General features: G+C 71.5%; 25 protein-coding genes. 11 read left to right on the plus strand and 14 right to left on the minus strand.

Annotation, left to right across the window (positions count from 1 at the left end):
• Nucleotides 1–136: 136 nt before the first annotated feature.
• On the minus strand, nt 137–478 hold the full coding sequence (locus OO69_RS04910) for a DUF5713 family protein (protein WP_033279133.1): 342 nt from the start codon (nt 476–478) through the stop codon (nt 137–139).
• Nucleotides 479–562: 84 nt separating this feature from the next.
• Here OO69_RS04910 and OO69_RS04915 point away from each other — a divergent pair, with 84 nt between their 5' ends.
• Together OO69_RS04915 and OO69_RS04920 are read left to right on the plus strand one after the other, a co-directional pair.
• A complete protein-coding gene (locus OO69_RS04915) occupies nt 563–1,375 on the plus strand; it encodes an N-formylglutamate amidohydrolase (RefSeq protein ID WP_033279134.1) in 813 nt (270 codons plus the stop codon).
• A gap of 64 nt (nt 1,376–1,439) precedes the next feature.
• Entirely contained in the window at nt 1,440–2,663 is a 1,224-nt protein-coding gene (locus tag OO69_RS04920) for a cytochrome P450 (protein ID WP_033279135.1), read from the plus strand.
• 64 nt (nt 2,664–2,727) lie between these two features.
• Here the strand turns inward: OO69_RS04920 and OO69_RS04925 are convergent, their stop codons facing one another.
• Genes OO69_RS04925 through OO69_RS04935 form a run of 3 tightly spaced genes read right to left on the minus strand, consistent with a single transcriptional unit; the run spans nt 2,728 to nt 5,347 of the window.
• Nucleotides 2,728–3,270, minus strand: a complete 543-nt coding sequence (locus OO69_RS04925) for a hypothetical protein (RefSeq protein ID WP_199810879.1) — start codon at nt 3,268–3,270, stop codon at nt 2,728–2,730.
• 5 nt (nt 3,271–3,275) lie between these two features.
• Nucleotides 3,276–3,914 (minus strand): RNA polymerase sigma factor, encoded by a 639-nt coding sequence (locus OO69_RS04930; RefSeq protein WP_078652289.1) that lies wholly within the window; start codon nt 3,912–3,914, stop codon nt 3,276–3,278.
• Nucleotides 3,911–5,347: a S8/S53 family peptidase gene (locus tag OO69_RS04935; protein ID WP_033279136.1), complete on the minus strand. Its 1,437-nt coding sequence runs from the start codon at nt 5,345–5,347 to the stop codon at nt 3,911–3,913. The genes OO69_RS04930 and OO69_RS04935 overlap by 4 nt, the downstream gene beginning before the upstream one ends.
• 101 nt (nt 5,348–5,448) lie before the next feature.
• Between OO69_RS04935 and OO69_RS04940 the strand changes: the two genes are divergently transcribed.
• The gene (locus tag OO69_RS04940; protein ID WP_420707848.1) at nt 5,449–8,061 is read left to right on the plus strand and encodes a CHAT domain-containing protein; all 2,613 of its coding nucleotides are present in this window, start codon (nt 5,449–5,451) and stop codon (nt 8,059–8,061) included.
• A gap of 94 nt (nt 8,062–8,155) precedes the next feature.
• Here the strand turns inward: OO69_RS04940 and OO69_RS04945 are convergent, their stop codons facing one another.
• Entirely contained in the window at nt 8,156–10,054 is a 1,899-nt protein-coding gene (locus OO69_RS04945) for a LuxR C-terminal-related transcriptional regulator (RefSeq protein WP_033279138.1), read from the minus strand.
• A 94-nt stretch (nt 10,055–10,148) separates the two neighbouring features.
• Between OO69_RS04945 and OO69_RS04950 the strand changes: the two genes are divergently transcribed.
• Nucleotides 10,149–11,246 (plus strand): M12 family metallopeptidase, encoded by a 1,098-nt coding sequence (locus OO69_RS04950; protein WP_033279139.1) that lies wholly within the window; start codon nt 10,149–10,151, stop codon nt 11,244–11,246.
• 147 nt (nt 11,247–11,393) lie between these two features.
• Here OO69_RS04950 and OO69_RS04955 read toward each other — a convergent pair whose 3' ends face one another.
• Nucleotides 11,394–12,278 (minus strand): sulfurtransferase, encoded by an 885-nt coding sequence (locus tag OO69_RS04955; protein WP_033279140.1) that lies wholly within the window; start codon nt 12,276–12,278, stop codon nt 11,394–11,396.
• 386 nt (nt 12,279–12,664) lie between these two features.
• Here OO69_RS04955 and OO69_RS04960 point away from each other — a divergent pair, with 386 nt between their 5' ends.
• The 6 genes from OO69_RS04960 to OO69_RS04985 all read left to right on the plus strand — a co-directional run bounded on the left by OO69_RS04960 (nt 12,665) and on the right by OO69_RS04985 (nt 17,844).
• Nucleotides 12,665–13,585: an ABC transporter substrate-binding protein gene (locus OO69_RS04960; RefSeq protein ID WP_033279141.1), complete on the plus strand. Its 921-nt coding sequence runs from the start codon at nt 12,665–12,667 to the stop codon at nt 13,583–13,585.
• Between the two features lie 129 nt (nt 13,586–13,714).
• The gene (locus OO69_RS04965) at nt 13,715–14,743 is read left to right on the plus strand and encodes an ABC transporter substrate-binding protein (protein ID WP_033279142.1); all 1,029 of its coding nucleotides are present in this window, start codon (nt 13,715–13,717) and stop codon (nt 14,741–14,743) included.
• A complete protein-coding gene (locus OO69_RS04970; RefSeq protein WP_033279143.1) occupies nt 14,740–15,513 on the plus strand; it encodes an ABC transporter permease in 774 nt (257 codons plus the stop codon). The genes OO69_RS04965 and OO69_RS04970 overlap by 4 nt, the downstream gene beginning before the upstream one ends.
• Nucleotides 15,510–16,271: an ABC transporter ATP-binding protein gene (locus OO69_RS04975; protein WP_033279144.1), complete on the plus strand. Its 762-nt coding sequence runs from the start codon at nt 15,510–15,512 to the stop codon at nt 16,269–16,271. The genes OO69_RS04970 and OO69_RS04975 overlap by 4 nt, the downstream gene beginning before the upstream one ends.
• Entirely contained in the window at nt 16,268–17,347 is a 1,080-nt protein-coding gene (locus OO69_RS04980) for a phosphotransferase enzyme family protein (RefSeq protein ID WP_033279145.1), read from the plus strand. The genes OO69_RS04975 and OO69_RS04980 overlap by 4 nt, the downstream gene beginning before the upstream one ends.
• Nucleotides 17,341–17,844: an AAA family ATPase gene (locus OO69_RS04985; protein WP_033279146.1), complete on the plus strand. Its 504-nt coding sequence runs from the start codon at nt 17,341–17,343 to the stop codon at nt 17,842–17,844. Before OO69_RS04980 ends, OO69_RS04985 begins: the two co-directional genes overlap by 7 nt.
• On the opposite strand, the gene OO69_RS04990 is transcribed toward OO69_RS04985, so the two are convergent.
• The gene (locus OO69_RS04990; protein ID WP_033279147.1) at nt 17,806–18,279 is read right to left on the minus strand and encodes a GNAT family N-acetyltransferase; all 474 of its coding nucleotides are present in this window, start codon (nt 18,277–18,279) and stop codon (nt 17,806–17,808) included. The two genes, OO69_RS04985 and OO69_RS04990, sit on opposite strands and share 39 nt — an antisense overlap.
• 49 nt (nt 18,280–18,328) lie before the next feature.
• Here OO69_RS04990 and OO69_RS04995 point away from each other — a divergent pair, with 49 nt between their 5' ends.
• Nucleotides 18,329–18,703, plus strand: coding sequence for a hypothetical protein (locus OO69_RS04995; RefSeq protein WP_033279148.1), 375 nt, complete (start codon nt 18,329–18,331; stop codon nt 18,701–18,703).
• Here the strand turns inward: OO69_RS04995 and OO69_RS05000 are convergent.
• From OO69_RS05000 to OO69_RS05025, 7 genes are all read right to left on the minus strand, one after another.
• Entirely contained in the window at nt 18,682–19,821 is a 1,140-nt protein-coding gene (locus OO69_RS05000) for an MsnO8 family LLM class oxidoreductase (protein ID WP_033279149.1), read from the minus strand. The genes OO69_RS04995 and OO69_RS05000 overlap by 22 nt on opposite strands.
• A 15-nt stretch (nt 19,822–19,836) precedes the next feature.
• Nucleotides 19,837–20,916: an LLM class flavin-dependent oxidoreductase gene (locus OO69_RS05005; protein WP_033279150.1), complete on the minus strand. Its 1,080-nt coding sequence runs from the start codon at nt 20,914–20,916 to the stop codon at nt 19,837–19,839.
• The gene (locus OO69_RS05010; RefSeq protein WP_033279151.1) at nt 20,913–22,286 is read right to left on the minus strand and encodes an NtaA/DmoA family FMN-dependent monooxygenase; all 1,374 of its coding nucleotides are present in this window, start codon (nt 22,284–22,286) and stop codon (nt 20,913–20,915) included. The genes OO69_RS05005 and OO69_RS05010 overlap by 4 nt, the downstream gene beginning before the upstream one ends.
• Before the next feature lie 19 nt (nt 22,287–22,305).
• Nucleotides 22,306–23,526, minus strand: coding sequence for an LLM class flavin-dependent oxidoreductase (locus OO69_RS05015; protein ID WP_033279152.1), 1,221 nt, complete (start codon nt 23,524–23,526; stop codon nt 22,306–22,308).
• Nucleotides 23,527–23,641: 115 nt separating this feature from the next.
• Nucleotides 23,642–23,761, minus strand: a complete 120-nt coding sequence (locus OO69_RS53825) for a putative leader peptide (protein WP_366433536.1) — start codon at nt 23,759–23,761, stop codon at nt 23,642–23,644.
• A 17-nt stretch (nt 23,762–23,778) separates the two neighbouring features.
• The gene (locus OO69_RS05020; protein ID WP_033279153.1) at nt 23,779–24,522 is read right to left on the minus strand and encodes a GNAT family N-acetyltransferase; all 744 of its coding nucleotides are present in this window, start codon (nt 24,520–24,522) and stop codon (nt 23,779–23,781) included.
• A 79-nt stretch (nt 24,523–24,601) separates the two neighbouring features.
• On the minus strand, nt 24,602–25,630 hold the full coding sequence (locus tag OO69_RS05025) for an ABC transporter substrate-binding protein (protein WP_033279154.1): 1,029 nt from the start codon (nt 25,628–25,630) through the stop codon (nt 24,602–24,604).
• Nucleotides 25,631–25,653: the final 23 nt, after the last annotated feature.

Here is a 25,653-nt window from a genome sequence, read left to right on the forward strand (position 1 = left end):
GCCGGGTTCTCCGGCCGGGGCAGCGGTGTTCCGCGGAGCGGGCGCCCAAGTACTCCGCCGGCTGCCTGTCCCGGCCAGGACTACGACCCGCCGCACTCACCAGCCCCCGGGCAACACCCACCACCACCCACACCCCTCACCAGTCCCGCACCGCGATCAACTCCTCCACGTCCGCGTCCGCGAAGCCGTACGCGTTCGCCACGAACCAGAAGTCCTCCGCTATCTCCTCACGCGCCACCGTCTCGATCTCGCTGTCGGCCGCCTCGAAGGCGTCCTGAAGCCCGTTGAACTCCTCGGTGGCGACCTCGGTGAGGGCGTACAGCGCGGCCAGGTCCGCGGGCCGCTCGGTCTCGATGCGCTCGCACAGGCGCAGGAGGATGGCCTTGCCGAGGTCGACGACGTGGTCGGGGTAGTACGCGTCCCGGTACAGCGCGCGCAGGAAGGCGTGCTCGGTGATCTGCTCGTTGCTGACGGGCATGGTGGTGCTCCCCCGGTCCGTGATCGTCGCTGCGGATACCTTGATCCTGCACCACGCCACTGACAACGCCCCCGGGAGCCGCCCGTGTCCCCCACCGCGCCGTCCGCCGGACCGTCCTTCGAGCTGCTGTCCGGCGCCGCCGAATCCCCCGTGATCCTCCATGTCCCGCACTCCGCACGGGAGATACCGGCCGACGTCCGCGCGGACATCCTGCTGGACGACCCGGCACTGGAACGCGAACTCGACCACATCACCGACAGCCACACCGCGCGGATCGCCGCCGAGGCGGCACGCGCGTGTGCGGTCGCCCCCTGGCGGTTCGTGAACCGGCTCTCGCGCCTGGTCGTCGATCCGGAACGCTTCCCGGACGAGCGCGAGGAGATGCTCTCCGTCGGCATGGGCGCGGTCTACACCCGCACCACCCACCACGCCGATCTACGGCCCGCCGACCACGACCCCGAGCCACTGATCGCCCGCTACTTCCGGCCGTACGCCCGCGCCATGACGGAGGCGGTCGCCGACCGCCTCGCCGCCACCGGCCGGGCCGTCGTCATCGACCTGCACTCCTACCCCACCGCCCCGCTCCCCTACGAACTCCACGGCACCGGCCCCCGGCCTCCCGTCTGCCTGGGCACCGACACCCTCCACACCCCGCCCGCACTGCTGTCGGCGGCCCGCGAGGCCTTCGCGGAGTGCGGGGAGATCGGGCTCGACAGCCCGTTCATCGGTACGTACGTACCGCTGGAGTTCTACGGCAAGGAGCCCGCGGTCGGCGCCCTGATGGTGGAGATCCGCCGGGACACGTACATGACGGAGCCCGGCGGGACGGCTGACGGCCCCGGAGTCGCCCGGCTCGCCTCCGCACTGGCGACGTTCATGGACGCCGTGTCCGAGTAGCGCCCTGCCTCCGGCTGGAGCACTCCCGCAGGACAGGCGGGCGGGAGCGTACGAGGGTGGACGCATGACCGAGGAGACCACCACGCTGACCGGCCAGGCCCCGCCCCCCGTCCGGGACTGGCCCCCGCTCGACCTGACCGGGACGGAGTTCGACCCGGTCCTCGCGGAGCTGATGCGCGAGGGCCCGCTGACCCGGATCCGGCTGCCGCACGGCGAGGGCTGGGCGTGGCTGGCCACCCGCTACGACGACGTGAAGATGATCACCAACGATCCGCGGTTCGGCCGCGCGGAGGTCACCACACGCCAAGTGACGCGCATGGCCCCGCACTTCAAGCCCCGCCCGGGCTCCCTCGCCTTCGCCGACCAGCCCGACCACAACCGGCTGCGCAAGGCGATCGCGGGCGCGTTCACCGTCGGCGCGATGAAACAGCTGCGGCCCCGCGCGCAGTCACTGCTCGACACGCTGGTCGACGGGGTCGTGGCCGACGGACCGCCCGCCGACCTGATCGAGCGGGTCCTCGAACCGTTCCCGATCGCCGTGGTCAGCGAGGTCATGGGCGTGCCCGACGCGGACCGGGAGCAGGTGCACGCGTGGACGCGGCAGATCATCTCCACGTCCGGCGGCGCCGAGGCCGCCGACCGCGCCAAGCAGGGCATGTACGCGTGGATCACCGACACGATCCGCGCCCGCGCCGAGAGCGACGGCACCGACGTGTACTCGCTGCTCGGCGGCGCCGTGGCCCGGGGTGAGATCAGCGAGGAGGAGGCGTCCGGTGTGGCGGGCCCGCTGCAGATCGGCGGGGAGGCGGTCACCCACAACTGCGGCCAGATGCTGTACCTGATGCTCACCCGCCCCGAGCTGCTGGAGCGGCTGCGCGGTCAACCGGACTGCAGGGGCGCCGCGTTGGACGAACTCCTGCGCTACATCCCGCACCGCTCCTCGGTCGGCCTGGCCCGGATCGCCCTGGAGGACGTCGAGTTGCACGGCCTGCGCATCAGCGCAGGCGATCCGGTCTACGTCTCCTACCTCGCCGCCAACCGCGACCCGGCCGTCTTCCCGGACCCGGACCGCATCGACGTCGACCGCGATCCCAACCCGCACCTGGCGCTCGGCAACGGCTCGCACTACTGCACCGGCGCCGTACTGGCCCGTCTCCAGACCGAACTCCTCGTCGACACTCTGCTGGACCGCCTGCCGGGACTCCAACTCGCCGTCCCCGCCGAGGAGATCGTCTGGCGCCGGAAGACGATGATCCGGGGGCCGCAGACGTTGCCTGTGACCTGGTAGGCCGAAGTCTCTGAATCGCCGGGCGCGAGGCAGGTGTACCAACACCCGCCTCGCGCACCGGTGTTCAGGCCCGCAGCCACTCCGTGACGACGACCTCCCCGCCCGCCCGCAGCCGTAGCGCGAAGGGGCCGGTCGGGGGTGCGTCACTGGTGAAGCGGCCCATGGCGTCAGCCGTGAGGGTGGTGGGGCGCAGGGCCTGGGGGCCGCCCAGAACCTCGATGCCGGCCGCCTGGGGTGGCATCACCTGGCCCATCAGGCCCTCGCTCGTCACCTCCACGTCGATGCTGAGCTCACCCGCGGTGAAGGTCAGCATGCGGGGCACGTCCGTGGCCCCTCTGACCGGGATCGCGTCGACCAGGGAGTCGAAGGTCAGCTCCGCGAGCCGGGCGTCGAGGTCGTACAACGCGTAGGCGTCCATGGCGAATTGGCGCAGCTCGGCGGGGACCGGGTCCAGGATGGCGGCGGCCTGGCGCAGCTCCTCCTCCAGGAGTCCGTCCTCGAACTCCCCGGCGCCGTCGTCCTGTTCGCCCTCCAGCTCGGCGAACTCCTCGTCGTCGAAAGGGTCCTGGCCGAAGGCGCCGAACGCGTCGGGACCGTCGTCGTGCATGCCGTTCACACCGCCCCCCGGGCGTCGAGTCGGGCCCGCAGCCGGCGCAGGCAGCGCTGGCGCATCGGGCCGATGCTGCCGACGGCGATCCCCAGACCGGCGGACACCTCCAGATAGCTGGGCGGCGGCGAGGTCATCAGTACGCGGAGCAACTGCCTGCAGCGCTGGCCGAGTTGCTCGAACTCCTGCCACAGCCGCCGGATGCGCTCGGCGTCGGAGGCGGCCTCCTCCGAGTCGATCAGCGACTGCTCGGGGGTGCGCTCCTCGCTGATGCGGTCGAGGAGTTGGGGATCGTCCGTCGGCATGAGCCGGCGTAGCGACTTGATCACCTTCAGGCACTCGTTGCGCGCGGTGCTCGCCAGCCAGGAGCCGGCCTTCTCGGGTTCGCGGATGCGCCGCAGATGCTGGGAGAAGCGCAACCACACGGTCTGGTAGACCTCGTGGCCGTCGGCGTCGGAGAGCCGGTGGGCGCGCACCACTGACCAGACCAGTGGGCTCAACCCCTCCACGAGCGCCTTCCAGGCCGCCGCGTCGCCGTCGACGGCGGACTGGACGAGCGCGCCGACTTCTGCACGTTCCACGGTGCCACCCCTCGTGTACGGCATGTCATCGTACGCCGTGGAGGGGAGGGTTCCGGCCGTCATGCCGGAGGGGAGAGCGGTACGACGGGGACCGGGCGCCAGGTGGGTGGGCGCAGCGCCGGTACATGCGCCCCGCGCACTTCGGCGTACTCGGTGTTCCCCGTGAGGAGTTGGGTTCGGGCGGCGCGTGCGTCGGTCTCCTTGTTGGCGGTCATGAAGGCGGCGACCATGCCGGCGGCGACGGGCGCGGCGAATGAGGTCCCGCTCCAGCGCGCGAGCCCCTCGAACGTCACCTGGTCCGGGCTGCCCTGCTCGGCGTCCCCGGCCTGGCTCAACACGCCCTTGTGGGTGGGCGATTGGCAGGTGCAGGAGTAGGTGAAGCCGAAGCGGCAGGCGTCGTAGGTGGTGTGCTGGTAGGCGTACGGCGTGGGTGCGCCGAAGCCGGTGAGGGGTCCGATGAGCCGCTCGCCGGGGGCGTAGGCCTTGACCCAGGCGCCGTGGTTGCTGAAGCAGGCACCGAACTCGCCGTCGCTGCGCAGCGCGCCGACCGAGAGGACGACGTCCTGGTAGTCGGGCAGGTCGGCGTAGGCGGCGGGCCAGAAGGGCGTGGCGCTGGCGTTGTTGCCGGCGGCCGCCACCAACAGCGTGCGCTGTCCGCGCAGTTGCTGCATGAAGCCCTCGACGCCGAGGAGTCCGTCGGTACGGCCGTTCGAGGTGCCGGCGGAGAGGCTGATGACGTCGGGCCAGCCGTTCTGGTCGACGGCGGCGAACAGCGCCTCGCCGAAGTCGGATTCGAGGATGGCGCCCGCGTCGTTGAGGGTGTTGCGGACGGTGACCTCGGTGTTGGGCGAGACGGCCGCGACGAGCCCGGCGATGAACGTGCCGTGTCCTACGTACTGTTGGAGCACTCCCGCGTCGTCGGTCTCCCTGATCTGCGCGTCGCCCTGGACGTGGGCGAGCAGCGGGTAGGACCGGTAGTCGTGCATGAGACCGGTGTCGATGACGAGGACGCCCACGGCGGTGTCGGCGTCGTAACCGGCCTCCGCGGGCGCCGGGTTGGAGCCCTCGGCGAGCGGGGCGGGCACGGGTTCGTCGCCGGGGCAGGCGTTCACCGCGATTGACACCACGTGGTTGCGGCTGACCAGCCGGCGTCCGGCGCGGCCCTCCGGCTCGCGCAGGGCGCGCAGCGCGTTCGCCACGGCGTGGTCACCGCGCCGGTCGCCGACGCCCGGGTCGCCGACCTGGATGCGGGTGATGCCGGAGCGGTTGGTCTCGGGGCCCGCTCGGCGGACGGAGTCCGCGCTGAGGCCGGTGGCCGCGGTGAAGTGCGTGCGGACGGCGTCCTCGACGACGCGGGCCTCCTCGCCGTCGCGGGCGAGCACGACGCCCTTCTCGTAGAAGAACTCGGCGGAGTCGTCCGGCCCCATCGCGAGGGGGACGTCCGGCATCGAGCGCTGGATCTGGTCGAACTGCTCGTGGAATCGCTGTGGCGCCATGGCGTGTTCCTCCCACTGCGGCGGCGGTCGTCAATCAGAGCCGCGGGCCCGCTACTTGATACAGCTCCAAACCTGTGTGGTCTGCACCTGGGACCACTAGCATGGGAGAAGTGACAGCGGGAAGCGACTCGGTTCTCGAACTGCTGCCGATGGTGTTCGCGGCTCCGAACGAGGCGCTGGCCGGTGCGCGGGAGGTTCTCGACGGCGATCCGACGCCGTTCCGGGCCTCCGTGGCGCACCACGCGATCGGCATGTGGCAGCGGGACTTCGGCGATCTACGGCTCGCCCTGCACCATCTGCGGCGCGCCCGCGACCTGGCGGCCCGCGCGGATTCCGCGGACCGCGAGGCGGACGTACTCGGCACGCTGGGCGTGGCGTTGGTGCACGCGGGCCGCACCCGGCAGGGCCTGGAGGCCTTCGAGCGGGGCATCGCGCGCGGCACGGGGCAGACCCGGGCGCGGGTGCTGTACCGGCGGGCGTACGTCTGGTGGGTGCTGGGCCGGCACGGCGAGGCGCTGGAGGACGTACGGCGGGCAATCGCCGTGCTGCGGCAGGCGGATGACGTGATCTGGATCGCGCGGGCGATCACCCTGCGCGCCACCGTGCATCTCGCGCTCGGCGCGGTGGACCGGGCCGACGCCGACTTCACGGCGGCCGAGCGGTTGTGGGAGACCACCGGCCAGGAGCACGACAAGGCGGACGCGGTGGAGAGCCGGGGGCTCGCCGCGTTCCGGTCGGGCGACATCCCGGTGGCGCTCCAACTCCTCGACGAGGCCGAGGAGATGTACGCCAAGCTGGCCACCCCGAGCTTCATGCTCACCGTCCGCCGCTGCGAGGTGCTGATGAGCGCGGGCCTGGCCGGGGAGGCTCTGGCGTACGCGGACACGGCGGTCGGGCTGCTCGACGGCATCGGCGGACAGTCCACCCGCAAGGCGGAGTTGCTGCTCGTCGCCGCCCGGGCAGCACGGCTGGCCGAGGATCCGCAGACGGCGATCGCGCGGGCGGCCGTGGCGGTACGGCTGTTCGCCGCGCAGCGGCGCACCTGGTGGGAGACGCATGCCCAACTGGTCCTGATCGAGGCCCGGTTGGCGGCCGGACGCGCATCGGGACGCCTGGTGGCGGAGGCCGCCTCGGTGGCCGACAAGCTGGCGGCCTTCGGCTCACCGTCCGCACCAGAGGCCTCGCTGCTGGCGGGCCGCATCGCACTGGCATTGGGCTGGACGGCCGACGCGGAACGGCACTTGGCGGTCGCCGCCCGCAGCAGACGCGGCGGCCCGCCACTGGCCCGGATGACCGGCTGGGCGGCGCAGGCGCTGCGCGCACAGGCCGCGGGCTCGGCTCGTGGGGTGTTGGAGGCGTGCCGACGCGGCCTCGACGTCCTCGACGATCACCGTACGACCCTGGGCGCCTCGGAGTTGAGGGCGCGGGCCACGGCACAAGGCGCGGAACTGGCGGCACTGGCCCAGCGCGCGAGCCTGACGTCCGGCGGCCCGCGACGCCTCCTGGTCTGGAGCGAACGCTGGCGGGCGACCGCGCTCTCCACGCCCCCCACCAGGCCCCCCGCCGACCCGACCCTGCTCAGCAGCTTGACGGCGTTCCGCGAGATCGCCGCCCGCGCGGAGGAGGCCCGCATGGAGGGCCACCCGGTACCGGCCCTGGAACGCGAACAGCGGCGCCTGGAACGGGAGATCCGCTCCCGCACCCTCCACATGCGCGGCGACGCCCCCGGCGAGGGCGACCGCTTCGACCCAAGTCGCCTGCTGGCACGCCTCGGTGAGGGACGCCTGGTCGAACTCGCCGTGGTGGACGGCCGGGTGCACGCCCTGCTCTGCGGCGAGGGCCGGGTCCGCCGCTTCGAGGCGGGCCTCCTCGCGGAGGCGATGGCCGAGGCGGAACACGTACAGGCGGGTCTACGGCGTCTGGCGCATCCCGGAGCGGAGGCGAGACTCCCGGTGGTGGAGGCGGCGGGCCGACGCCTGGAGGAACTCCTCCTCGGCGAGGCGGCGGGGCACCTGGGCTCCGGCCCGGTGGTGGTGGTCCCGCCGGGCCGACTCCACCGCGTGCCTTGGGCGTTGCTGCCCTCGCTGCGCGATCGCGTGCTCAGCGTGTCGCCGTCGGCGGGCAGTTGGCTGCGCGCCCTGGACACCGAACCGCCGCCCGGCGACCGGCACGTCCTGGTGCGCGGCCCGGGCCTCGCGACCGGCGGCGCCGAGGTCCCGGACCTGGCCGACCGCTACGTCAGGCCTACGGTCCTGGAACACGACGACGCCGAAGTCCCCCGAGTCCTGGCCGAGTTGGACGGCGCGACCCTGGCCCACATCGCGGCCCACGGCGCGTTCCGCGCGGACAGTCCCCTGTTCTCGTCCCTCCGCATGGCCGACGGCCCGCTCATCGTCCACGACTTCGAACGCCTCGCCCGCAGCCCGTACCGCATCATCCTCTCCAGCTGCGACACGGCCCGCCTGGCCTCGGTCGGCGCGGACGAACTCCTGGGCCTGGTAACGGCGTTGCTCCCCCTGGGCACGGCGGGCGTTATCGCGAGCAGCGCCCCGGTCAACGACGCGGCAGTGGTCCCCCTGATGCTCGCCCTGCACAAGGGCCTGCGCGCCGGCCTGTCGTTGGCGGAGGCGCTGCGCGATGCGCGGGCGGCGTTGCCGGGTGATGCGGTGCATCAGGCGACGGGGTGGGCGTTTTCGGCGTTCGGGGCGGGGTGAGGGGGCCTGCCCCGGTGGCCAAGGACCCCAGGTGGACGTTCAGGGCGGCCTGACCCGCCGGACGGGCGGATCACGGCATCGGCCGCCCCATCCGCTACGCCGACTGCGCCGCAGGCAGTTCCACCAGCCACGGCAGGGCGCCGCGGTCGCTCGCGCCGAGGCGGGCGTAGGCGCTGTAGAGGTGGTTGCCGACCGTGCGGATCGAGAGGGTGAGGCGGTCGGCGATCTGGCGGTTGCTGAGGCCCGCGGCGGCGAGGGTGACGATCTGGCGTTGGCGGGCGGTGAGTTCGCCCAGGACGAGGCCCGACAGGGCCGGGGTGCGGGCTCCCTGGCAGCGGCGGGCCAGGGCTACCGCTCGGGTGCGGGACATGCGGGCGGCGCGGGGGTCGCGGTGGGCGCGAACCGCCTGGGCGTGGGCCTCGGCGGCGAAGAGCAGGAAGCCTCGTTGCTCCAGTTCCCCGGCCACCTTGTCCAGCGCGGGGCCGTCGCCGTCGACCAGCGCCTCCGCGTGCCTCGCGAGGACGGCCGGGCCGTCGCCGGGCAGTTCGGCGAGGCGGACGGCTACGCGTTCGGGGGCGCCGAGGCGGACGGCGTCGTAGAGGACGTACGCGGCGGGCCTGTCGTCCTCGGCGGTGCGGCCGCACGGCTCCTCGCCCTCTCTCCACCTGTCGTCGGCGATCTCGCGGGCCGCCTCCACGTCACCGCGGGCCGCCGCCAGCCAGCTGCCCGCGTCGCCGGACGCGGGGCGGTGGGCGAGGGCCTCGTCGGTGGCCGGTACGTCGCCCGACTGGGCGGCGGCCAGGGCGAGTTCGGCCGCGCAGGCGCGGCTGCCCGGCTCCTCCAGCAGACCTTCGCGCGCCCAGGCCGCCGCCTCCCGCAGCTCGCCCCGCAGCCGCGCGAACCGTGCACGCACGGCGGCGTACCCGGCCGGTACCGGTACGCCCTCCGCGACCAGCCACTCCCCGACGGGCGTCGGCAGCGGGCGTACGTCGGTGCGGTCGATGCGGCCGGTCAGCGCGGCCCGCTCGGCCGCGAGGGCCGGGGCGCACTGGTCCGGGGTGCGGGCCAGGCGGCGGGCCCGGAGCCGGCCGGCGGCGGCGCGCAGCGCGGGGCCGTGCAGGGGGTGGGCGAGGCGGACGGCGCCCCGGTCGTCGACGTGGATCAGGCCCTCGGTCTCCAGGCGTTCGAGGACATCGAGGTCGAAGTCGTCCAGCGAGGACGCCAACGGCTCGGCGAAGGCGAGGCGTTCGAGGCTCTCGCGCTCCTCGGGGCCGGTACGGGCGAGGACTTGGGCGCTGCGTTCGCGGACCGTCGCGGTGACCGGCACCGGGCCGCGCCACGCCCACTCGCCGGAGTCGGCCGCCCGGGTCAGCAGCCCGCGTTCGCGCACGGCGCCGAACAGGTCGCGCAGCAGCCGCAGATCACCTTGGCAGAGGCCGTACAGGCGGTTCACGGTGAGGGGTTCCAGCGGGCCACCGGCGCCCAGCGCCAGCAACTGGGCCGTCTCCTCGCGGGGCAGCGGCTCCAGCGGGAGGCGCGGCAGCAGCTCGCCCGTCCAGAGGCGGGAGACCGCACCGGGTACCGGGTGGCCGTCGGCCACCACGACCACCAGCCGGGTCCGGCTGTGGACGGCGAGCTGGTGGACGAGCGCGGCCGAGGAGTCGTCGAGCAGATGGGCGTCGTCGACCAGCAACAGCCGTACGCCGGACAGGAGTTGGACCGCGCGGTGCAGGGAGACGCTCTCGGGGAGCAGGTGCGCGAACGCGGCGAAGGGGATCCGGCTGGTCTCGGGCGTCCCGGTGACCTTGGCGCAGTCGCTGCCCCGGACGGCCTCGATCACCAGCCGGGTCTTGCCCCGGCCGGCCGGACCGGTCACCACGATGCCGTGCCGCCCGGCCGTCAACGAACCGCGGATCAGATCCAGTTCGTCCTCCCGGCCGGTGAACGGCCAGGGCAGTTCCAGGGTCTTCGCGTCCTGTTCGAAAGTCGTCACACAGATAGGAGCCCGCCTACTCACCCTTGATACAGGGTGACTTGAGTAGCCCTCGACTCAGGCGCCCGGGAACGGTCACCGGCAATCTGGTCGCATGACCACCCGCTACTGCTCCCTCGCGCAGCAGTCGGCCCCGGAGTTCGCACCGGGACTGACCGCCGAGCGACGCGGTGCGCTCATCGGCGGAAGCCGCATGTGGGTCAACGGCACGGTCCTGCACTACTACTTCTTCGACGCCGACAACGCGGCCGCCACCGACACCTCCGTCATCCCGGTCCCCGGGACGGGCGAGATGCGGCGGGTGCCGTGGGGCGGCGCCAAGGAGCAGCAGGACGTCGTACGCGAGTGCTTCCGTGAGTGGCAAGGCCTGGGTATCGGGGTCGACTTCGCCGAGGTCGGCGACCGTTCGGAGGCGGAGCTGCGCATCGGGTTCCAGCCCGGTGACGGCTCCTGGTCGACGATCGGCCGCGACGCGCTCACGGTCGGACTGTCCGACCGCACCATGAACTTCGGCTGGGACCTGACCGCACCGGGACGGCGCGGTACGGCCCTGCACGAGATCGGGCACGCCCTGGGGCTGCTGCACGAGCACCAGAGCCCGTTCGCCGGTATCCACTGGGACGACGAGGCCGTCTACGCCGAACTGGCGGGCCCTCCGAACTTCTGGAGCCGGGACAGGACGCGCGTCAACATCCTGCGCAAGCTCGGCCCGGACGAGGTCAACGGCTCCGTCTGGGACCCGCAGTCGGTCATGGAGTTCCCGTTCGCGTCGGGACTGATCCTGGAGCCGGAGGAGTACCGCGCGGGTCTGCACCCGCACGGCAGCCTCTCCCCCTCCGACAAGGAGTTCGTCCTGCGCTGGTACCCGCCCGCCGGCCCTCCCCGGCCGGCCGAGCTTGTGCCGTTCCGGTCGGCGCCGCTGCGTCTGGGACCGGGCGAGCAGGCCGACTTCGCGGTCGAGCCGACGCAGACGCGCGAGTACGCCGTCGGTGCCTTCGGGGACAGCGACACGGTCGTCGTGGTCTTCGAGGAACGGGACGGCGAACCGCGCTTCCTCGCCGGTCAGGACGACGGGGGCACGCCGCACAACGCAACACTCAAGGTTCGGCTCGTCAAGGGCCGCCGCTACTTCGTCCGTGTGCGCCTGTACTCCACGTGGGGGTCGGGGGACACCGCGCTGATGTGCTGGTAACAGCACGGGTACAGCCGCACGCGGACGGACGGACCACTGTCCGGCGCCGGGGGAAGCGGCCGAGGAAACGTCGCCTTCGGGGGAGGGAGACGTTTCCTCGGCCACGCCGCCATGTCCAACCCGCATAGCGAGCAGGGCAGTTGGACGCTACTCGCCCAACTCCATCGGCCGTGCAGGGTCCTTGGACCACTCCTCCAACGAACCGTCGTACACCGACACGTCCGTACGCCCGAGCAGCGTGAGCGCGAGCGCGGCGCCCGCCGCCGAGATCCCGCCGCCGCAGTACAGGACGACCGGTGAGTCGTCGGCGTCGAGGACCGCGCCGACCCGCGCCGCGAGGTCCTCGGCCGGCAGCACGTGTCCGGACTCGTCGAGGAGACCCCGGCCCGGGAGGCTGCGGCTCGCGGGGATGTGGCCGCGGCGGCTGTAGCGCGTCGGGGCCGAGCCGTCGTAGCCGCCGGTGGGCAGGGCGCACACGAGGGTGCCGGGGCGCTCGCCGCGGCTGATGGCGGCCACGTCCTCGACACCGGCCCACAGATCCGGACGTACGACGGGTGTCACGGGCCGGACGGCCGGTGCCGGGTCGGTGCCGTCACCGGAGGCGAGCGGGCGCCCGGCCGCCTCCCACACTTCGAGACCGCCGTCCAGCACCGCCGCCGGTACGCCGATGGCCCGCAGCATCCACCACAGCCGCGCGGCCCAGATCCCGCCCCCACTGTCGTACGAGACGACCTCGCTGCCCTCCCCCACGCCCAGCCGGGCCAGTGCGGCGGCGAGGGCCTCGGGGGACGGCACGGCGAAGTGGTACGGCGCGTCGTGGTCGGAGAGGTCGCCGGTCAGGTCGGCGTGTCGCGAACCGGGGACGTGCCGTTCGGCCCAGGTCCCGCGCCCGCTCGCGGAGCGGTAGTCGCCGTCCTCGCGGGGTGAGGGCAGGAGCGCGGTGGCGTCGAGGACGACCAGCCGGGGATCGTCGAAATGCGCGGCGAGCCAGGTGTCGTCGACCAGCGGGCCGGGCAGCAGGGAGGTGGTCATGCCGGCCGATCGTACGCCCGCGAGCTGGGCGTCTCACCCCTCGGGCATGACCGTCTCGTATATCGGACCCCGCTTGCACAGAATCCGGGTAGTGCGGTTATCGTTCGGCCATCTACGCGGGAGCCCCTACCCGGTTGGGCTGAGAGGGCGTCTGGGACCGGCTCGTCGAGAGTCCGGCCCCCATGGGGACGCCGACCGCACCACTCGCGCCTCAGCGCCCGCGTAGGAGTTCACGTGTCTTCAGCAGTCGTGCCTCAGCATCCGGTGGTCAACACCCGTGCGCGCCGCTCCTGTTGTTGTCGCACGCACTGATCCACCGCCTCCGCGCACCCCCTCCCCTCTCCCTTCAGGCGCCGTCACGCCTGCGCACCTCCCGGAGCACCCCCATGCCGCACATACGGGTCATGCTGGACTATTTCCATCCGTGGCCGAATTCAGCCGGTCTGTACGTCGCCCGTGCCCGCCGCTGGTACGAGGAGGCCGGTCTGGATGTCGAGCTGGTGGTCCAGGATCCGGGACGCGGGGACACGCTGGAGTACCTGGCCCGGGGCGAGGTGGACTTCGGGATCTTCCCGCCGAACCGGCTGCTGGCCCGGCGCGCGGAGCACGGCCAGCCGCTGATCGCCGTGTCTGCGATCAACCACCGGGGCCTGGAGGCGATCCAGACCACCACGTCGACCGGGATCACCCGCCCCCGTGACCTGGCCGGCCGCCGTATCGCCTACAACCCGACCCCGCGCGGCCGCGCCATGGTGCGCCATCTGGTGGCGGCGGACGGCGGTGACCCGGACGCCGTGATCGGCGTGGACGCGGGCAGCCGCGAGCTGACCGTGGACGACATCGCGGCGGGTGAGGCGGACGCGACCTTCGGCAACTACTGGTCCTGGGACGCGCTGCGTGGCGATCTCCCCGAGGAGCAGCGCCTGACCTGGCCGGTCGACGAGATCGGCGCCCCCCGCTACCACAGCTACCTGCTCGGCACGAACGAGGACCTGCTCACCCAACAACCTTCTCTTGTACGGGACTTCCTCGCCGTCACGGCACGCGGCTACGCGGCCGCCGCCCAAGAGCCGGACGCCACCCTGGAGTTGCTGGAACGGGTCATCCCGTACTTCCCGCGCCCGCTGATCGCCCGCTCCCTCGCGCTCATCGCGCCCACCTGGACGGACACGGACGGCCGTTGGGGTGTGATCGACGAGGGCCGGATGGGCCCGTACGCGCACTGGCTCGCCGAGAACGGCGCGATCCCGGACGACCGGGACTGGGCGAAGTCCTTCACCAACGGCCTTCTGGACGTGGCCACATGAGAGCCCTGGCCTGTCAGGCGCGGACGCTGACCCGGCGTCTCGCCGTCGACTTCATGCGGGTGGGCAGCGCGCTGTGTCGGCCGTGACCGGACCGACCCGCCAGCCCTCCCACCCCTCGAAGGACCCGACATGCATCGCCGTACCGCCCTGTCCGCCATAGCCGCGACCGCTCTCCTCGCCGTCACCGGCTGCTCCGCCGACTCCACGGCTGCCGCGAAGGACGGCACCACGACCGTCACCCTCGCGCTGGACTGGACGCCCAACACCAACCACACCGGCATCTACGTCGCCCAGGCCAAGGGCTGGTTCAAGGCCGCCGGGATCAACGTCAAGATCGTGCCGTACGGTTCGACCGCGCCCGAGACACTGATCGCCAACCACAAGGCGGACTTCGGCATTTCGTACCAGGAGGGCATCACCACCGCGCGTGCGGCGGGCCAGGACATCACCTCCGTCTACGCGGTGACGCAGAAGACGGACGTCACGATCGCGGTGCGCGCCGACCGGGACGACATCGCCACGCCGAAGGACCTGGACGGCAAGACGTACGCCGGTTTCGGCGCCCCGTACGAGAAGCCGCTGCTCCAGAAGGTGATCCAGAACGCGGGCGGCAAGGGCGACTTCAAGCAGGTCACCCTCAACACCTCGGCGTACGCGGCGCTTTACGCGGGCCAGGCGGACTTCGCTATGCCGATGCCGACCTGGGAAGGGCTGGAGGCGAAGCTGAGCGGCAAGCCGCTGAAGAACTTCCAGCTCTCCGACTACGGCTTCCCGGCGATCTACTCGACCCTCGTCGCGTCCTCGGACCAGTTCCTGAAGAAGAACCCGGAGTTCGCGAAGAAGTTCCTGGCCGCGGTCGACAAGGGCTACCGCTACGCGGCCGAACACCCGTCCCAGGCAGCCGACTTGCTGATCTCGGCGAACAAGAGCGTCCTCACCAACACCAAGCTGGTGAAGGAGAGCGAGGCGCTGCTGGCCAAGGAGTACTACAAGGGCACGGACGGTTCGATCGGCACGCAGAGCGCCGCGCGCTGGCAGGCCTTCGCGGACTTCGAGTACAAGGCGGGCCTGCTGGTCGACGCCAACGGCAAGAAGCTGACGTCGACTCCGAAGGCGTCGACGTTCTTCACCAACGCGTATCTCCCGGACGCCAAGTGAGGCCGCTCCTGCGGTCGTTGTGGCCGCCGCTCCTCGTCCTGACCGTGGTCCTCGGCGGCTGGCAGCTCTACGTCACCGCCGCCGGAGTCGATCCCACGACGCTCCCCTCCCCCGCGCGGGTCGTGGAACAGGGCTGGCTGAACCGCCAGGACCTGTGGGACCAGACGCTCCCCACCCTCCAGGAGACATTGCTCGGCTTCGCGCTGTCGTTCGCGGCGGCCTGGCTGGTCGCCGTCCTCCTCGACTTCTCCTCAGCGGCCCGCCGGGGCCTGTACCCGCTGCTCGTCGCCTCGCAGACGATCCCGATCGTCGCCGTGGCACCGCTGTTGATCATCTGGTTCGGCTTCGGGCTGCTGCCGAAGATGCTGGTGGTGACCCTGACGACGTTCTTCCCGCTCGCCGCGAACCTCGCGGCGGGCTTCGCGGCGACCGACCGCGAGGCGATGCGGCTGCTGCGCTCGCTGGGCGCGGGCAGGTGGCGGACGTTCCGCCTCGTCCGGGTGCCGAGCGCGATGCCGTACTTCTTCGCCGGGCTCCGCGTGAGCATCACCTACGCCGTCGTCGGCGCCGTCTTCGCCGAGTACGCGGGCGCGGAGGCGGGCCTCGGTATCTATATGCAGGCCCAAAAAAGCGCGTTCCGCACCGACTTGGTGTTCGCGGCGGTCGCGGTGACGGCCGCGCTGAGCATCGCCCTGTTCGGGGCGACCTACTTGCTGCAACGGCTGGTCCTGCCGTGGGAGCGGGCGTTGAAGGAGGACAAGGCGTCATGAGCAGTCTGCGTATCGAGGGCGTCGGCAAGTCCTTCGGCCCGCTGGAAGTCCTCCGGGACCTCGAACTCGCCGTGGAACCAGGCGAGTTCGCCGCCGTCATCGGCCCGAGCGGCAGCGGCAAGAGCACCCTGTTCAACCTGGTCTCCGGCCTGGACCGCCCCACGTCGGGCCGGGTCCTGGTCGAGGGCGAACCGGCCGGAGTGGAGTCCGGCAAGGTGGCGTACATGCCGCAGAAGGACTTGCTCTTCCCCTGGCGAACCGTGCTCGACAACACGGCACTGGGCCTTGAGGCACAGGGAGTTGGGAAGAAGGAGGCCCGGCGCCGGGCCGACGCCCTGTTCCCGGACTTCGGCCTCGACGGCTTCCAGAAGGCGTACCCGTCCCAACTCAGCGGCGGCATGCGACAACGAGCGGCCCTGCTGCGCACGGTCGTCCTGGAACGCCCGGTCCTCCTGCTCGACGAACCCTTCGGCGCCCTCGACTCCCTCACCCGGACGGAGATGCAACTGTGGCTGGCCGGCATGTGGCAACACCACCGCTGGACGGTCGTCCTGGTCACCCATGACATCCGCGAGGCCGTCCTGCTCGCGGACACGGTCCACGTCCTGTCCCCGCGCCCGGCCACCATCGTCGACCGCGTCGAGGTCCCCCTGGCCCGCCCACGCGGCGCCGACGACTTCACCAACCCGGACTTCGCGTCGACCGAACGCCGCGTCCTGGACGCCCTGCGCGGCACAACGGCGGTGCGCACAGCATGAGTTCACTCCTCGCCCACGGCCTGGGCACCGACCCGGTCGAACCCGACTGGCCACCCCTGACGGACACCGAGGTGACCGACATCGTGGGCCCGGCCCGGGTGGTGTGGCGCAGCCCGCGCCCCCTGTCGGCGGCGGCCGTCGTGGAACGGTCCAACCGCCGCCTCTTCGTGAAACGCCACCACACCTCCGTCCGCACGGCAGAGGGCCTGGCCGAGGAACACGCCTTCCTACGACACCTGCGGCTGAACGGCGCCCCGGTCGTCGAGGTGCTGGACCTGGCGACGCGCGGCGAGTGGACGTACGAGGTGCACTCGGCCGGAGTCGGCACCGACCTCTACCGCGACGCCCTGTCCTGGTCCCCGTTCCGCTCCCCCTCCCACGCGAGGGCGGCCGGCGAGGCACTGGCCCGTCTGCACCTGGCAGCGGAGGGCTTCGACGCGCCGCGCCGTCAAGTGCAGCCGCTGGTCGCGTCGTTCACGGTGTTCGCCTCGGCCGATCCACAGACGGAGCTGGAACGCTACGTCGAGGAACGTCCCCAACTGGCAAAGGGGCTGGCGGACTTCCCCTGGCGGGAGGACACCCGACGCGCCCTGCTCCCGCTGCACGAGGAACTGGCCCCACACCTCCCGAACCTCACCCCCCTCTGGACTCACAACGACTGGCATGCCTCCAACCTCCTCTGGAACGAAGACGGTTCGGTCGCGACGGCCCTCGACTTCGGCATGAGCGACCGCACGACGGCCGTCCACGACCTGGCCACGGCCATCGAACGCAACACGGTCCAATGGCTCCAGCCCGGCTTCCCGGTCCGCGAGGCGGACGCGCTCGCGCTTCTGGACGGCTATCAGTCGGTACGCCCGCTCAGCCCGGCCGAGTCGAAGGCGCTCCCAGCCCTACTCCCCTTGGTCCACGCCGAGTTCGCACTCTCGGAGCTGGGCTACTTCCACGGCGTGACGCGGTCGGCGGAGAACACGCGGCTGGCGTATGAGTACTACGTCGGGCACGCGGAGTGGTTCGCCGGGGAGAGCGGGCGGCGTCTGCTCGATCTGCTGCGGCGGCGGGTACCGGCATGCTGATCACCATCAGCGGCCTCCCTGCCACCGGCAAGACCACGCTGGCGCGTCTCCTTGCGGCCCGCATCGGTGCCGTCCACCTCCGGGTCGACACCATCGAGCAGGCCATCGTCCGCTCCGGGGTGACCCATCATCCGGTGGGCCCGGTGGGCTACCTCGTGGGTTACGCCCTGGCCGAGGAACATCTGCGGCAGGGGCTGACCGTTCTCGCCGAGTCCGTCAACCCGCTGACCATCACACGGGACGCCTGGCGCGACACGGCTGTGCGGGCGGGTGTACCCGCCGTGGAGGTGGAGATCGTCTGCTCCGACCCGGACGAGCACCGGCGGCGCGTGGCCTCGCGGTCGGTCGACATCCCGGATCTGCCGTTGCCCGACTGGGAGCAGGTTGTCGGCCGGGAGTACGAGCCGTGGAACCGCGACCGCATCGTGGTCGACACCGTGGGACAGGGGCCGGAAGACTCACTGGCTTCGCTTCTCAAGGCCCTGGCCGGACGGTAGTTCGCGGGTGAAGACGACGCGAGGGCTGCCCGGGCCGTCGTAGTCCTCCACGGTGCGCGCCTCGAAGCCGAGGGTCTGATGGAAGGCGATCGAACCCTCGTTGGTGACCGAGGTGATCGCCTTGAGGCGCACCGCGCCCTGCCGTGCGGCGGCCTCGATGAAGGCCGCGTAGAGGCTTCGGCCGAGACCGGTACCGCGTGCGTCGTCCCGGGTCGCCACCAGGTGGACGTACCCGGTGTGATCGGGTGTGACGAACCCGAAGAGGTAGCCCCGGATGCCGTCGTCGGCGCGGGCGACCAGACAGGTGGACCCGAACTCCTGCACCAGCGCGGTGAGATGGAGCGCGCGGAGGTCACGCTCTCCCCAGTAGCACGCGTGGTCCTCCAGGACCTGGTGGAGGTCGGTGACATCGGCGGGTTCGATACGGACGTCCATGGCATCGATCATGGCAGAGAGCCGTACGGAGTCGAGAAGGAGACGGGTCATGATCACGGGTTATGTTCTCGGTGAAAGCCTGCGCCCCGGTGCCGTGTTCGCGCCGCACGGACTGCGCATCCGGAAGGTCGAGCGGGTCGACAACTCGGCGAGCGCGACGGCCGGGCAGCCCGACGCCTGGACGTTCGTCCACTGGGAGACCGACGACGATGGTGCCGCCGTTCGGATCGCGGAGGCGCTCGCCGACGCGTTGGAGCGGGACAACGGCTGGTATGCGGACTTCACGGTCGGGGACGAGAGGGTGGTCGTCTTTGCCGGTCACGTGTTCCGGTATCGGCGCGGTGACGAAGCGGCCCGCGCCGAAGCCGTCGCGTACGGGCGGTCGGTGGGGACCCCGGAGCATCAGCTCGACTGGGAGGAGTGACCCCGGCGGCTCCATTCCTGGGCGAGGAGTTCGTACGAGCGGACCCGGTCCGTGTGGTCGTGGGTGATGGTCGTGATGAGCAACTCGTCGGCGCCGGTGGCTTCTTGGAGTTGTTCCAGTTGGTCGGCGACCCGGCCGGGTGAGCCGACGAACTGGGTGTCGACGCGGTCCTGGACCAGTTCGCGGTCCTCGTCGGTCCAGACGTGGGCGCGTGCCTCGTCGGGGGTCGGGAACTGGATGGCGCCCTCCGCCGTACGGATGGAGCGGACCCACAGGCCGTAGCCGGTGGCGAGTTCGCGTGCTGTCGCGTCGTCCTCGGCGACTACGACGTCGGCGGAGACGGTGACGTACGGCTTGTCGAGGAAGTCGGAGGGCTGGAACGCGGCGCGGTAACTGTCCGCCGCCTCAAGGACGGTGGCGGGGCTGACGTGGTAATTCGCCGCGAAGCGGAGGCCGTTGCGGCCCGCGACCTCGGCGCTCGTACCGCCGCTGCTGCCCAGGATCCACACCTCGACGTCGGCGCCCTCGCCCGGTACGACGTGCGCCTCGACGCCCTCCGGGGAGCGGTAGGTGCCGGCGAGCAGGGCGAGGACGTCGTCGATCTGCTCGGCGTAGTCCTGGGACTTGGCGTCGGGCAGGAGGAGCAGTTTGCGTTGGAGGGCGATTCGGGGTGAGCCGAGGAGGCGTTCGAAGGAGAAACGGGGCGGGATACGCAGGCCGTTGGGCGCCCGGCCGTCGATGATCGGGGTCGCCGACGGGAGTGGCGGTGACGGGCGACCGCCGGAACGGCCCAGGCCCAGGTCGAAGCGGCCCGGGTGCAGCGCGTCGATCAGGCCGAACTCCTCGACCGTGGACAGCGCGGTACGGTGGCCGAGTTGGACGGCGCCGGAGCCGAGCCTGATCGTGGAGGTCGCGGCGGCGGTCAGCGCCAGGACCACTGCGGGGGACGTTCCCGCTACGCCGGGGTTGAGGTGGTGCTCGGCGAACCAGTAGCGGGCGTAACCGAACTCCTCGGCCCTGCGCGCGAGTTCGATGGAGTTGCGCAGGGCCTCGGGCGCGGTGGAGCCGGAGGAGATCGGGACCAGGTCGAGGACGCCGAGGGGGATGCCGGAGGACATGGGCTCGCTCACTCCTCAGTGATCGGCGCGGACGGGCTCGGGCAGGACCGGTCCCCAGGCGAACGGCGGGTCCGGGATGTCCTTGCGCAGCACGGGAGTCACCGCCGACTGGAACAGCTCCAGCGAGTCGCGATGCTGACTGTCTGTCAACCCGCCCGCATCCGCGTGGAGATGAAGCACCGTGTGGCCGAACTGCTCGTGGTAGCGGTGCACCTTGTCGATGACCTGCTGCGGGCTGCCGATCAGTGCGGAGCTGCGCTCGACGTAGTCCTCCAGGGTCTCGAAGACGATGGGCAGGCCCACCTGCTTCTGGAAGGCGAGGTTGCTCTCGAAGATCGGCCGGTAGACGGCCAGCGCCTCCTGGGTCGTGGGGGTGACGTAGAGGCCGGCCGTGCCCGCGCCCACCGCGATGTCGGCGGGGTCGTGGCCGTAGTGCTCCCAGCGTTCGCGGTAGTAGCGGATCAACTCGGCATAGGGCTCTATGGGGTTGGTGACGTTCGCGGAGAACAGCGGGTCGCCGTAGCGGGCCGCCAGGTCGACGCTCTCCTTGCTCGTCGCGCTGCCGTGCCAGACCCGGACAGGTTGCTGGTACGGCTTCGGCCACACCTCCGCGTCCTTCAGTTCCGGGCGGAAGCGCGTCTTCGCCGTCACCTTGTCCTGGCGCCAGAGCTGCCGGAAGACCTCGTAGCTCTCGGCGTTGCGCTCCCACTGGTCCTCGGGCGTGACGTGGAACAGCTCACGCTGGGCCGAGCCGTTGCCCTTGCCGATGATCAAGTCCAGGCGTCCGCCGGAGAGATGGTCCAGGGTCGCGTAGTCCTCGTAAGCGCGGACCGGGTCGAGGAGGCTCAGCGTGGTGACCGCCGTGAAGAGGCGGATGCAGCGGGTGAGGGCTGCGATGTGGCTGAGGACCACCGTCGGCGAGGAGGAGATGAAGGGGCGCTCGTGGCGCTCCCCCACGCCGAAGCCGTCGAAGCCCAACTCCTCGGCCAGCAGGGCGTTGTCGAGCACTTCGCGGAAGCGTTCGTGCGTCGACTTCTGTACGCCGGTCGCCGGGTCCGGGCGGTGGACGATGAGGGTGATCGCGAGGAACTTCACGATGCCGCCCGTTCCTCGCGCACGTCGTCGGGGTGGGCCAGGCCGAGGTGGTCGCGCAGGGTCGGGCCCTCGTACTCGGTGCGGAAGACGCCCTGTTCCTGGAGGAGCGGGACGACCTTGTCGGCGAAGGGGTCGAGGCCGGTCGGGGTGATGTGCGGGACGAGGATGAAGCCGTCGCTGGCGTCGGCCTGCACAAAGTCGTTGATGGTCTTCGCGACCGTGGACGGGGAGCCGATGAAGGCCTGCCGGTTGCCGGTCTCGATGACCAGGTCGCGGATGGACCAGCCGTTCGCCTCCGCCCGCTCACGCCATTCACGGGCGGTCGCCAACGGGTCGCGGTACATGCGGACTTGGGCGCGCCCCTTGGAGATGTGGTTGTCGCTGACGTCCGGGTCGATCTCGGGCAGCGGGCCGTCCGGGTCGTAGGACGACAGGTCCCGGTTCCAGACGAACTCCAGGTGCTTAATCGCCGTGGCGCCGCTGACCTGCTGGCGGCGCACCTGCTTGGCCAGGTCCTCGGCCTCGGCGTCTGTGTCGCCGAGCACAAAGGTCGCAGCCGGGAGGATCAGCAACTGGTCGGACCTGCGGCCGTACTTGGCGAGGCGGGACTTGACGTCGGTGTAGAAGGCCTGCCCCTCGGTGAGGGTGCTGTAGCGGCTGAAGATGGCGTCGGCGCCGGCCGCGGCGAACTCGCGGCCCTCGTCGGAGTCGCCCGCCTGGAAGATCACCGGGCGGCCCTGCGGGGAGCGCGGGACGTTGAACTGGCCCTGGATGTCGAAGTGTTGGCCCTGGTGGACGAAGGCTCCGGCCTTGGCGTCGCTCAGGAAGGTGCCGGTCGCCTGGTCGGCGACGATCTCGTCGCCGTGCCAGGAGTCGAAGAGTTCCTGGGTGGTGGCGAGGAACTCCTTGGCGCGGGAGTAGCGCTCGTCCTGCGGCAGGAAGCCGCCGCGCCGGAAGTTCTCGCCGGTGAACGCGTCCCAGGAGGTGACGACGTTCCAGGCCGCCCGGCCGTCGGAGAGGTGGTCGAGGCTGGCGAACTGGCGGGCCACTTCATAGGGCTCGTTGAAGGTGGAGTTGATGGTGCCGGTCAGGCCGAGGTGTTCGGTGACGGCGGCGAGCGCGGCGAGGATCGTGAAGGTGTCGGGGCGGCCGACGACGTCCAAGTCGTAGATCTTGCCGCCCTGTTCGCGCAGCCGCAGCCCCTCGGCAAGGAAGAGGAAGTCGAACTTGGCGCGCTCGGCGGTGCGGGCGAAGTGCGCGAAGGAGCTGAACTCGATGTGGCTGCCGGCCGCCGGGTCGCTCCACACGGTGGTGTTGTTGACACCGGGGAAGTGGGCGGCCAGGTGGATCTGCTTCAGGGGCTTGCTCATGTCGTACGGTCCCTCCGGCTCAGGCGGTGGCTGCGGCAGCGGTGTAGCGGTTGGCGGGGCGGGCGAGCCCCAGCAGTCCGCGCAGGGTGTCGGCCTCGTAGGCCTGACGGAAGGCGCCCCGGCGCTGGAGTTCGGGGACCAGCTTCTGGGTGATCGCCGGGAGGTCGTGCCCCGCGACGGCGGGCCGCAGCCGGAAGCCGGTCAAGCCTGCCTCCTGCAACTCCTGGAGCAGGTCGGCGAGTTGGGCCGGTGTGCCGGTGAAGATGCGGGCGTCGCTGGTGTACGGCTCCCCCGCGAGGGCGTCGAGGCGTTCGCGGCGGGACACCGCTGTGGCCTCGTCGTCGTCGAGGAAGACCACCAAGTCGCCGAAGATGTGCAGGAGTTCGTCGGCGCGTCCGGCGGTCTGCTGTTCGGCGCGGATCTCGGCGACGATCGCCCGGGCGTCGTCGGTGTCGTGCGGGGTGACGTAGCCGACGTCGGTGGCACGGGCGACCAGCCGGTACGGGATGGTCTGGTGGGCCAGGGAGCTGACGATCGGCTGGCCCTGCGGCGGCCGGGGGGTGATGGAGGGGCCCTTGACGCTGAAGTGCCGGCCCTCGAAGTCGACGTAGTGCAGCTTGTCCCGGTCCACGAAGCGGCCGGTGGCGATGTCGCGGATCTCGGCGTCGTCCTCCCAGCTGTCCCAGAGGCGGCGCACGACCTCGACGTAGTCGGCGGCCTCGTCGAAGTGCTCGGCGAGGCGCTCCTGTCCGGCCTCGGTGCGCAGGCTCTCCAGGCTGATCGGCGGGAAGGTGCGGCGGCCGAAGTGGTCGGCCTCGTGCGGGCGGGCGGAGAGCTGTACGCGCAGGCCCGCACGGCCGGTGCTGACGTAGTCGAGGGTGGCGATCGCCTTGGATATGTGGAACGGCTCCGTGTGCGTGGACACCACCGTCGGGACCAGGCCTATGTGGCTGGTGAGCGGTGCGATGCGGGCCGCGATGAGCACGGCGTCGAGGCGGCCGCGGACCTGGTCGGTGCGGCCGTCCAGTTCGCCGTAGTGCGAGGACTGGAGGCCGAGGCCGTCCTCGAAGGTCACGAAGTCGAGCAGGCCGCGCTCGGCCTCGGCGACCAGGTCGGCCCAGTAGCCGGCGGTGAACAGGTCCCGGGGCCGGGCCACCGGCTCACGCCAGGAGGCCGGGTGCCAGCCGGTGCCGTCGAGGGCGACGGCGAGGTGGAGGGGGGTGGAGCTGGTTGGGGACACGGTGGTGCCTTCCTGGAGATCCGTACGAGATCGCCGATCCGGTCAGATGCGGGTACGGCGGCTGGGGCGACCGCAGGGAGGATGGGGGTCCCCCCGGCCGAAGGCTGGGGGAGGGTCAGGAGCAACAGAGCGCGCCTGCTGTGCGCAGCAGGTCAATGTGGGGCCGGGTGGTGAGACGCACATGGATCATGGATGCGCCACACATGTGCTCCACCTCCACGGAATCCGGCTTCATAAGGGGCAACGGCACGGCTATGCCGTTTCTTCCGGATCGGCGGCGGCAATCGGGCCGGTGCGCCGGACCAGCGAGAAGGCCGTGCGGGCGCGCAGGGTGAAGCCGATCGACTCGTACAGCCGGATCGCGTTGGTGTTGCCGGCCGCCGCGTGCAGGAAGGGGTGCTCGCCGCGTTCCTTGATGCCGGCGGCGACCGCGCGGACCAGGCGGGTGGCGAGGCCCCGGCCGCGGTGGTCGGGGTCGGTGCACACGGCGCTGATCTCGGTCCAGCCGGGCGGGTGGAGGCGCTCGCCGGCCAGCGCGATGAGGCGTCCCTCGTGCCGGATGCCGAGATAAGTGCCCAGTTCGACGGTGCGGGGCAGGTAGGGGCCGGGTTCGGTGCGGGCGACCAGGTCGAGGATCTCGGGGACGTCGTCGGGGCCGAGGCGTACGGCCTCGGGGTCGGGCTCGGCACGCAGCCCGGTGTCCACGAGTTGGACGCCCTGTCCGGAGCGGACGATCTCCCAGCCGGCCGGGGTCTCGCTCACGCCGCGCACCGCGGCGGTGCCGCCGGGGCCGACGAGGGTGGCCAGGTCGGCCCAGGCGCGCGGGTCGTCGTTGTCGGTGATGGCGTGGAAGCCGGCCACGTCGACGGGATAGCGGGCGGCGCGGCCGACGCGCTCGGCGAAGTGGGCGTGCGGGCCGGTGAGCGCGGCCCAGGCGGGGTTGTCCAGAACGTGGGACGTGGAGGTGGTGGTTTCGATACTGGCGGTGGAAGACATCGGGTGACGGCTCCGGTACTGGTCGCACGGGCGGGGACCCCGCTGCGACGCGGCGGGGTCCCCTTGCGGAGAGGGTGGGTCAGGAGTCGCTGAGCGGCAGTCCGGGCGGGTTGACCTCGGACTTGGCGACGGCCTCGTCGGAGAGGTTCCAGGCGGCCAGCCACTTGGCGTACTGCCCGTTCTTGATCAGGTAGTTGATGGCGTCGGCGAGGGGCTTGGCGAGGCCGCTGTTCTTCTTCGCCGTGGCCGCGATCAGGCCCTGGAGGGAGGATCCGGCGCCGGAGTAGGTGCCACCGCTGCGGACCGCCTTCGCCGTGCCCTTGGTCGAGGAGACCTGGTAGGCGACGGACGGGTTCGGGGCGAGGTAGGCGTCGATCTTCCCGGAGGCCAGCGCGAGGTAGGTGCTGTTGTTGTCCTGGAAGTACTTGACGGTGAGCGCCTTCTTGCCTTCGGCGGCCAGCTTCTTCTTCCACTCCAGGAGGATGCGCTCCTGGTTGGTGCCGGCACCCACGGCGACGGTCTTGCCGGCGAGGTTCTCGTAATTGCCGTCGAAGTTCCAGGAGTTGGTCGACTTCACGGCGAAGCCGAGGTTGTCCTCGCGGTAGGAGGCGAACTCGTACTTCGCCTTGCGCTCCTCGGTGTCGGTGACGTTGGAGAAGGCGACGTCGACCTTGCCGCTGTCCAGGCCGATGAAGAGGTTCTCCCAAGTGGAGTTCTTCAGCTCCGGCTTGAGACCGAGGACGGCGGCGACCAGGCGGCTGATGTCGGCCTCGGAACCGGTGAGGGTCTTCTGGTCCGAGCCGACGTATCCGAGGGGCGGGGATCCGGCGGGCAGGAAGCCGACGCCGATCTCCAACTTCCCGCTCTTGGCTATGGACTTGGGCAACTCGGCGCTGATCGACTTCACTTCGGCGACCTTGAGCGTCGCCTCCTTGGCGGCGCCGTTGGAGAGTGCGCCCACGGTGACCGTGCCGGAGGCGGCGCTGCCGGAGGTGGTGGCCGCGTCACTGTCGCCGCCGCAGGCCGCGAGCCCGCCGGCGAGGGAGGCGAGGACGGTTCCCGCGGTGAGTCCGCGAGTGATTCTGCCGCGAAGGCTGGGAGTGGGCATGGCTGTTCCTAGGCTCGGTGGTG

Source organism: Streptomyces sp. NRRL F-525 (assembly GCF_000716605.1).
Taxonomy (GTDB): domain Bacteria; phylum Actinomycetota; class Actinomycetes; order Streptomycetales; family Streptomycetaceae; genus Streptomyces.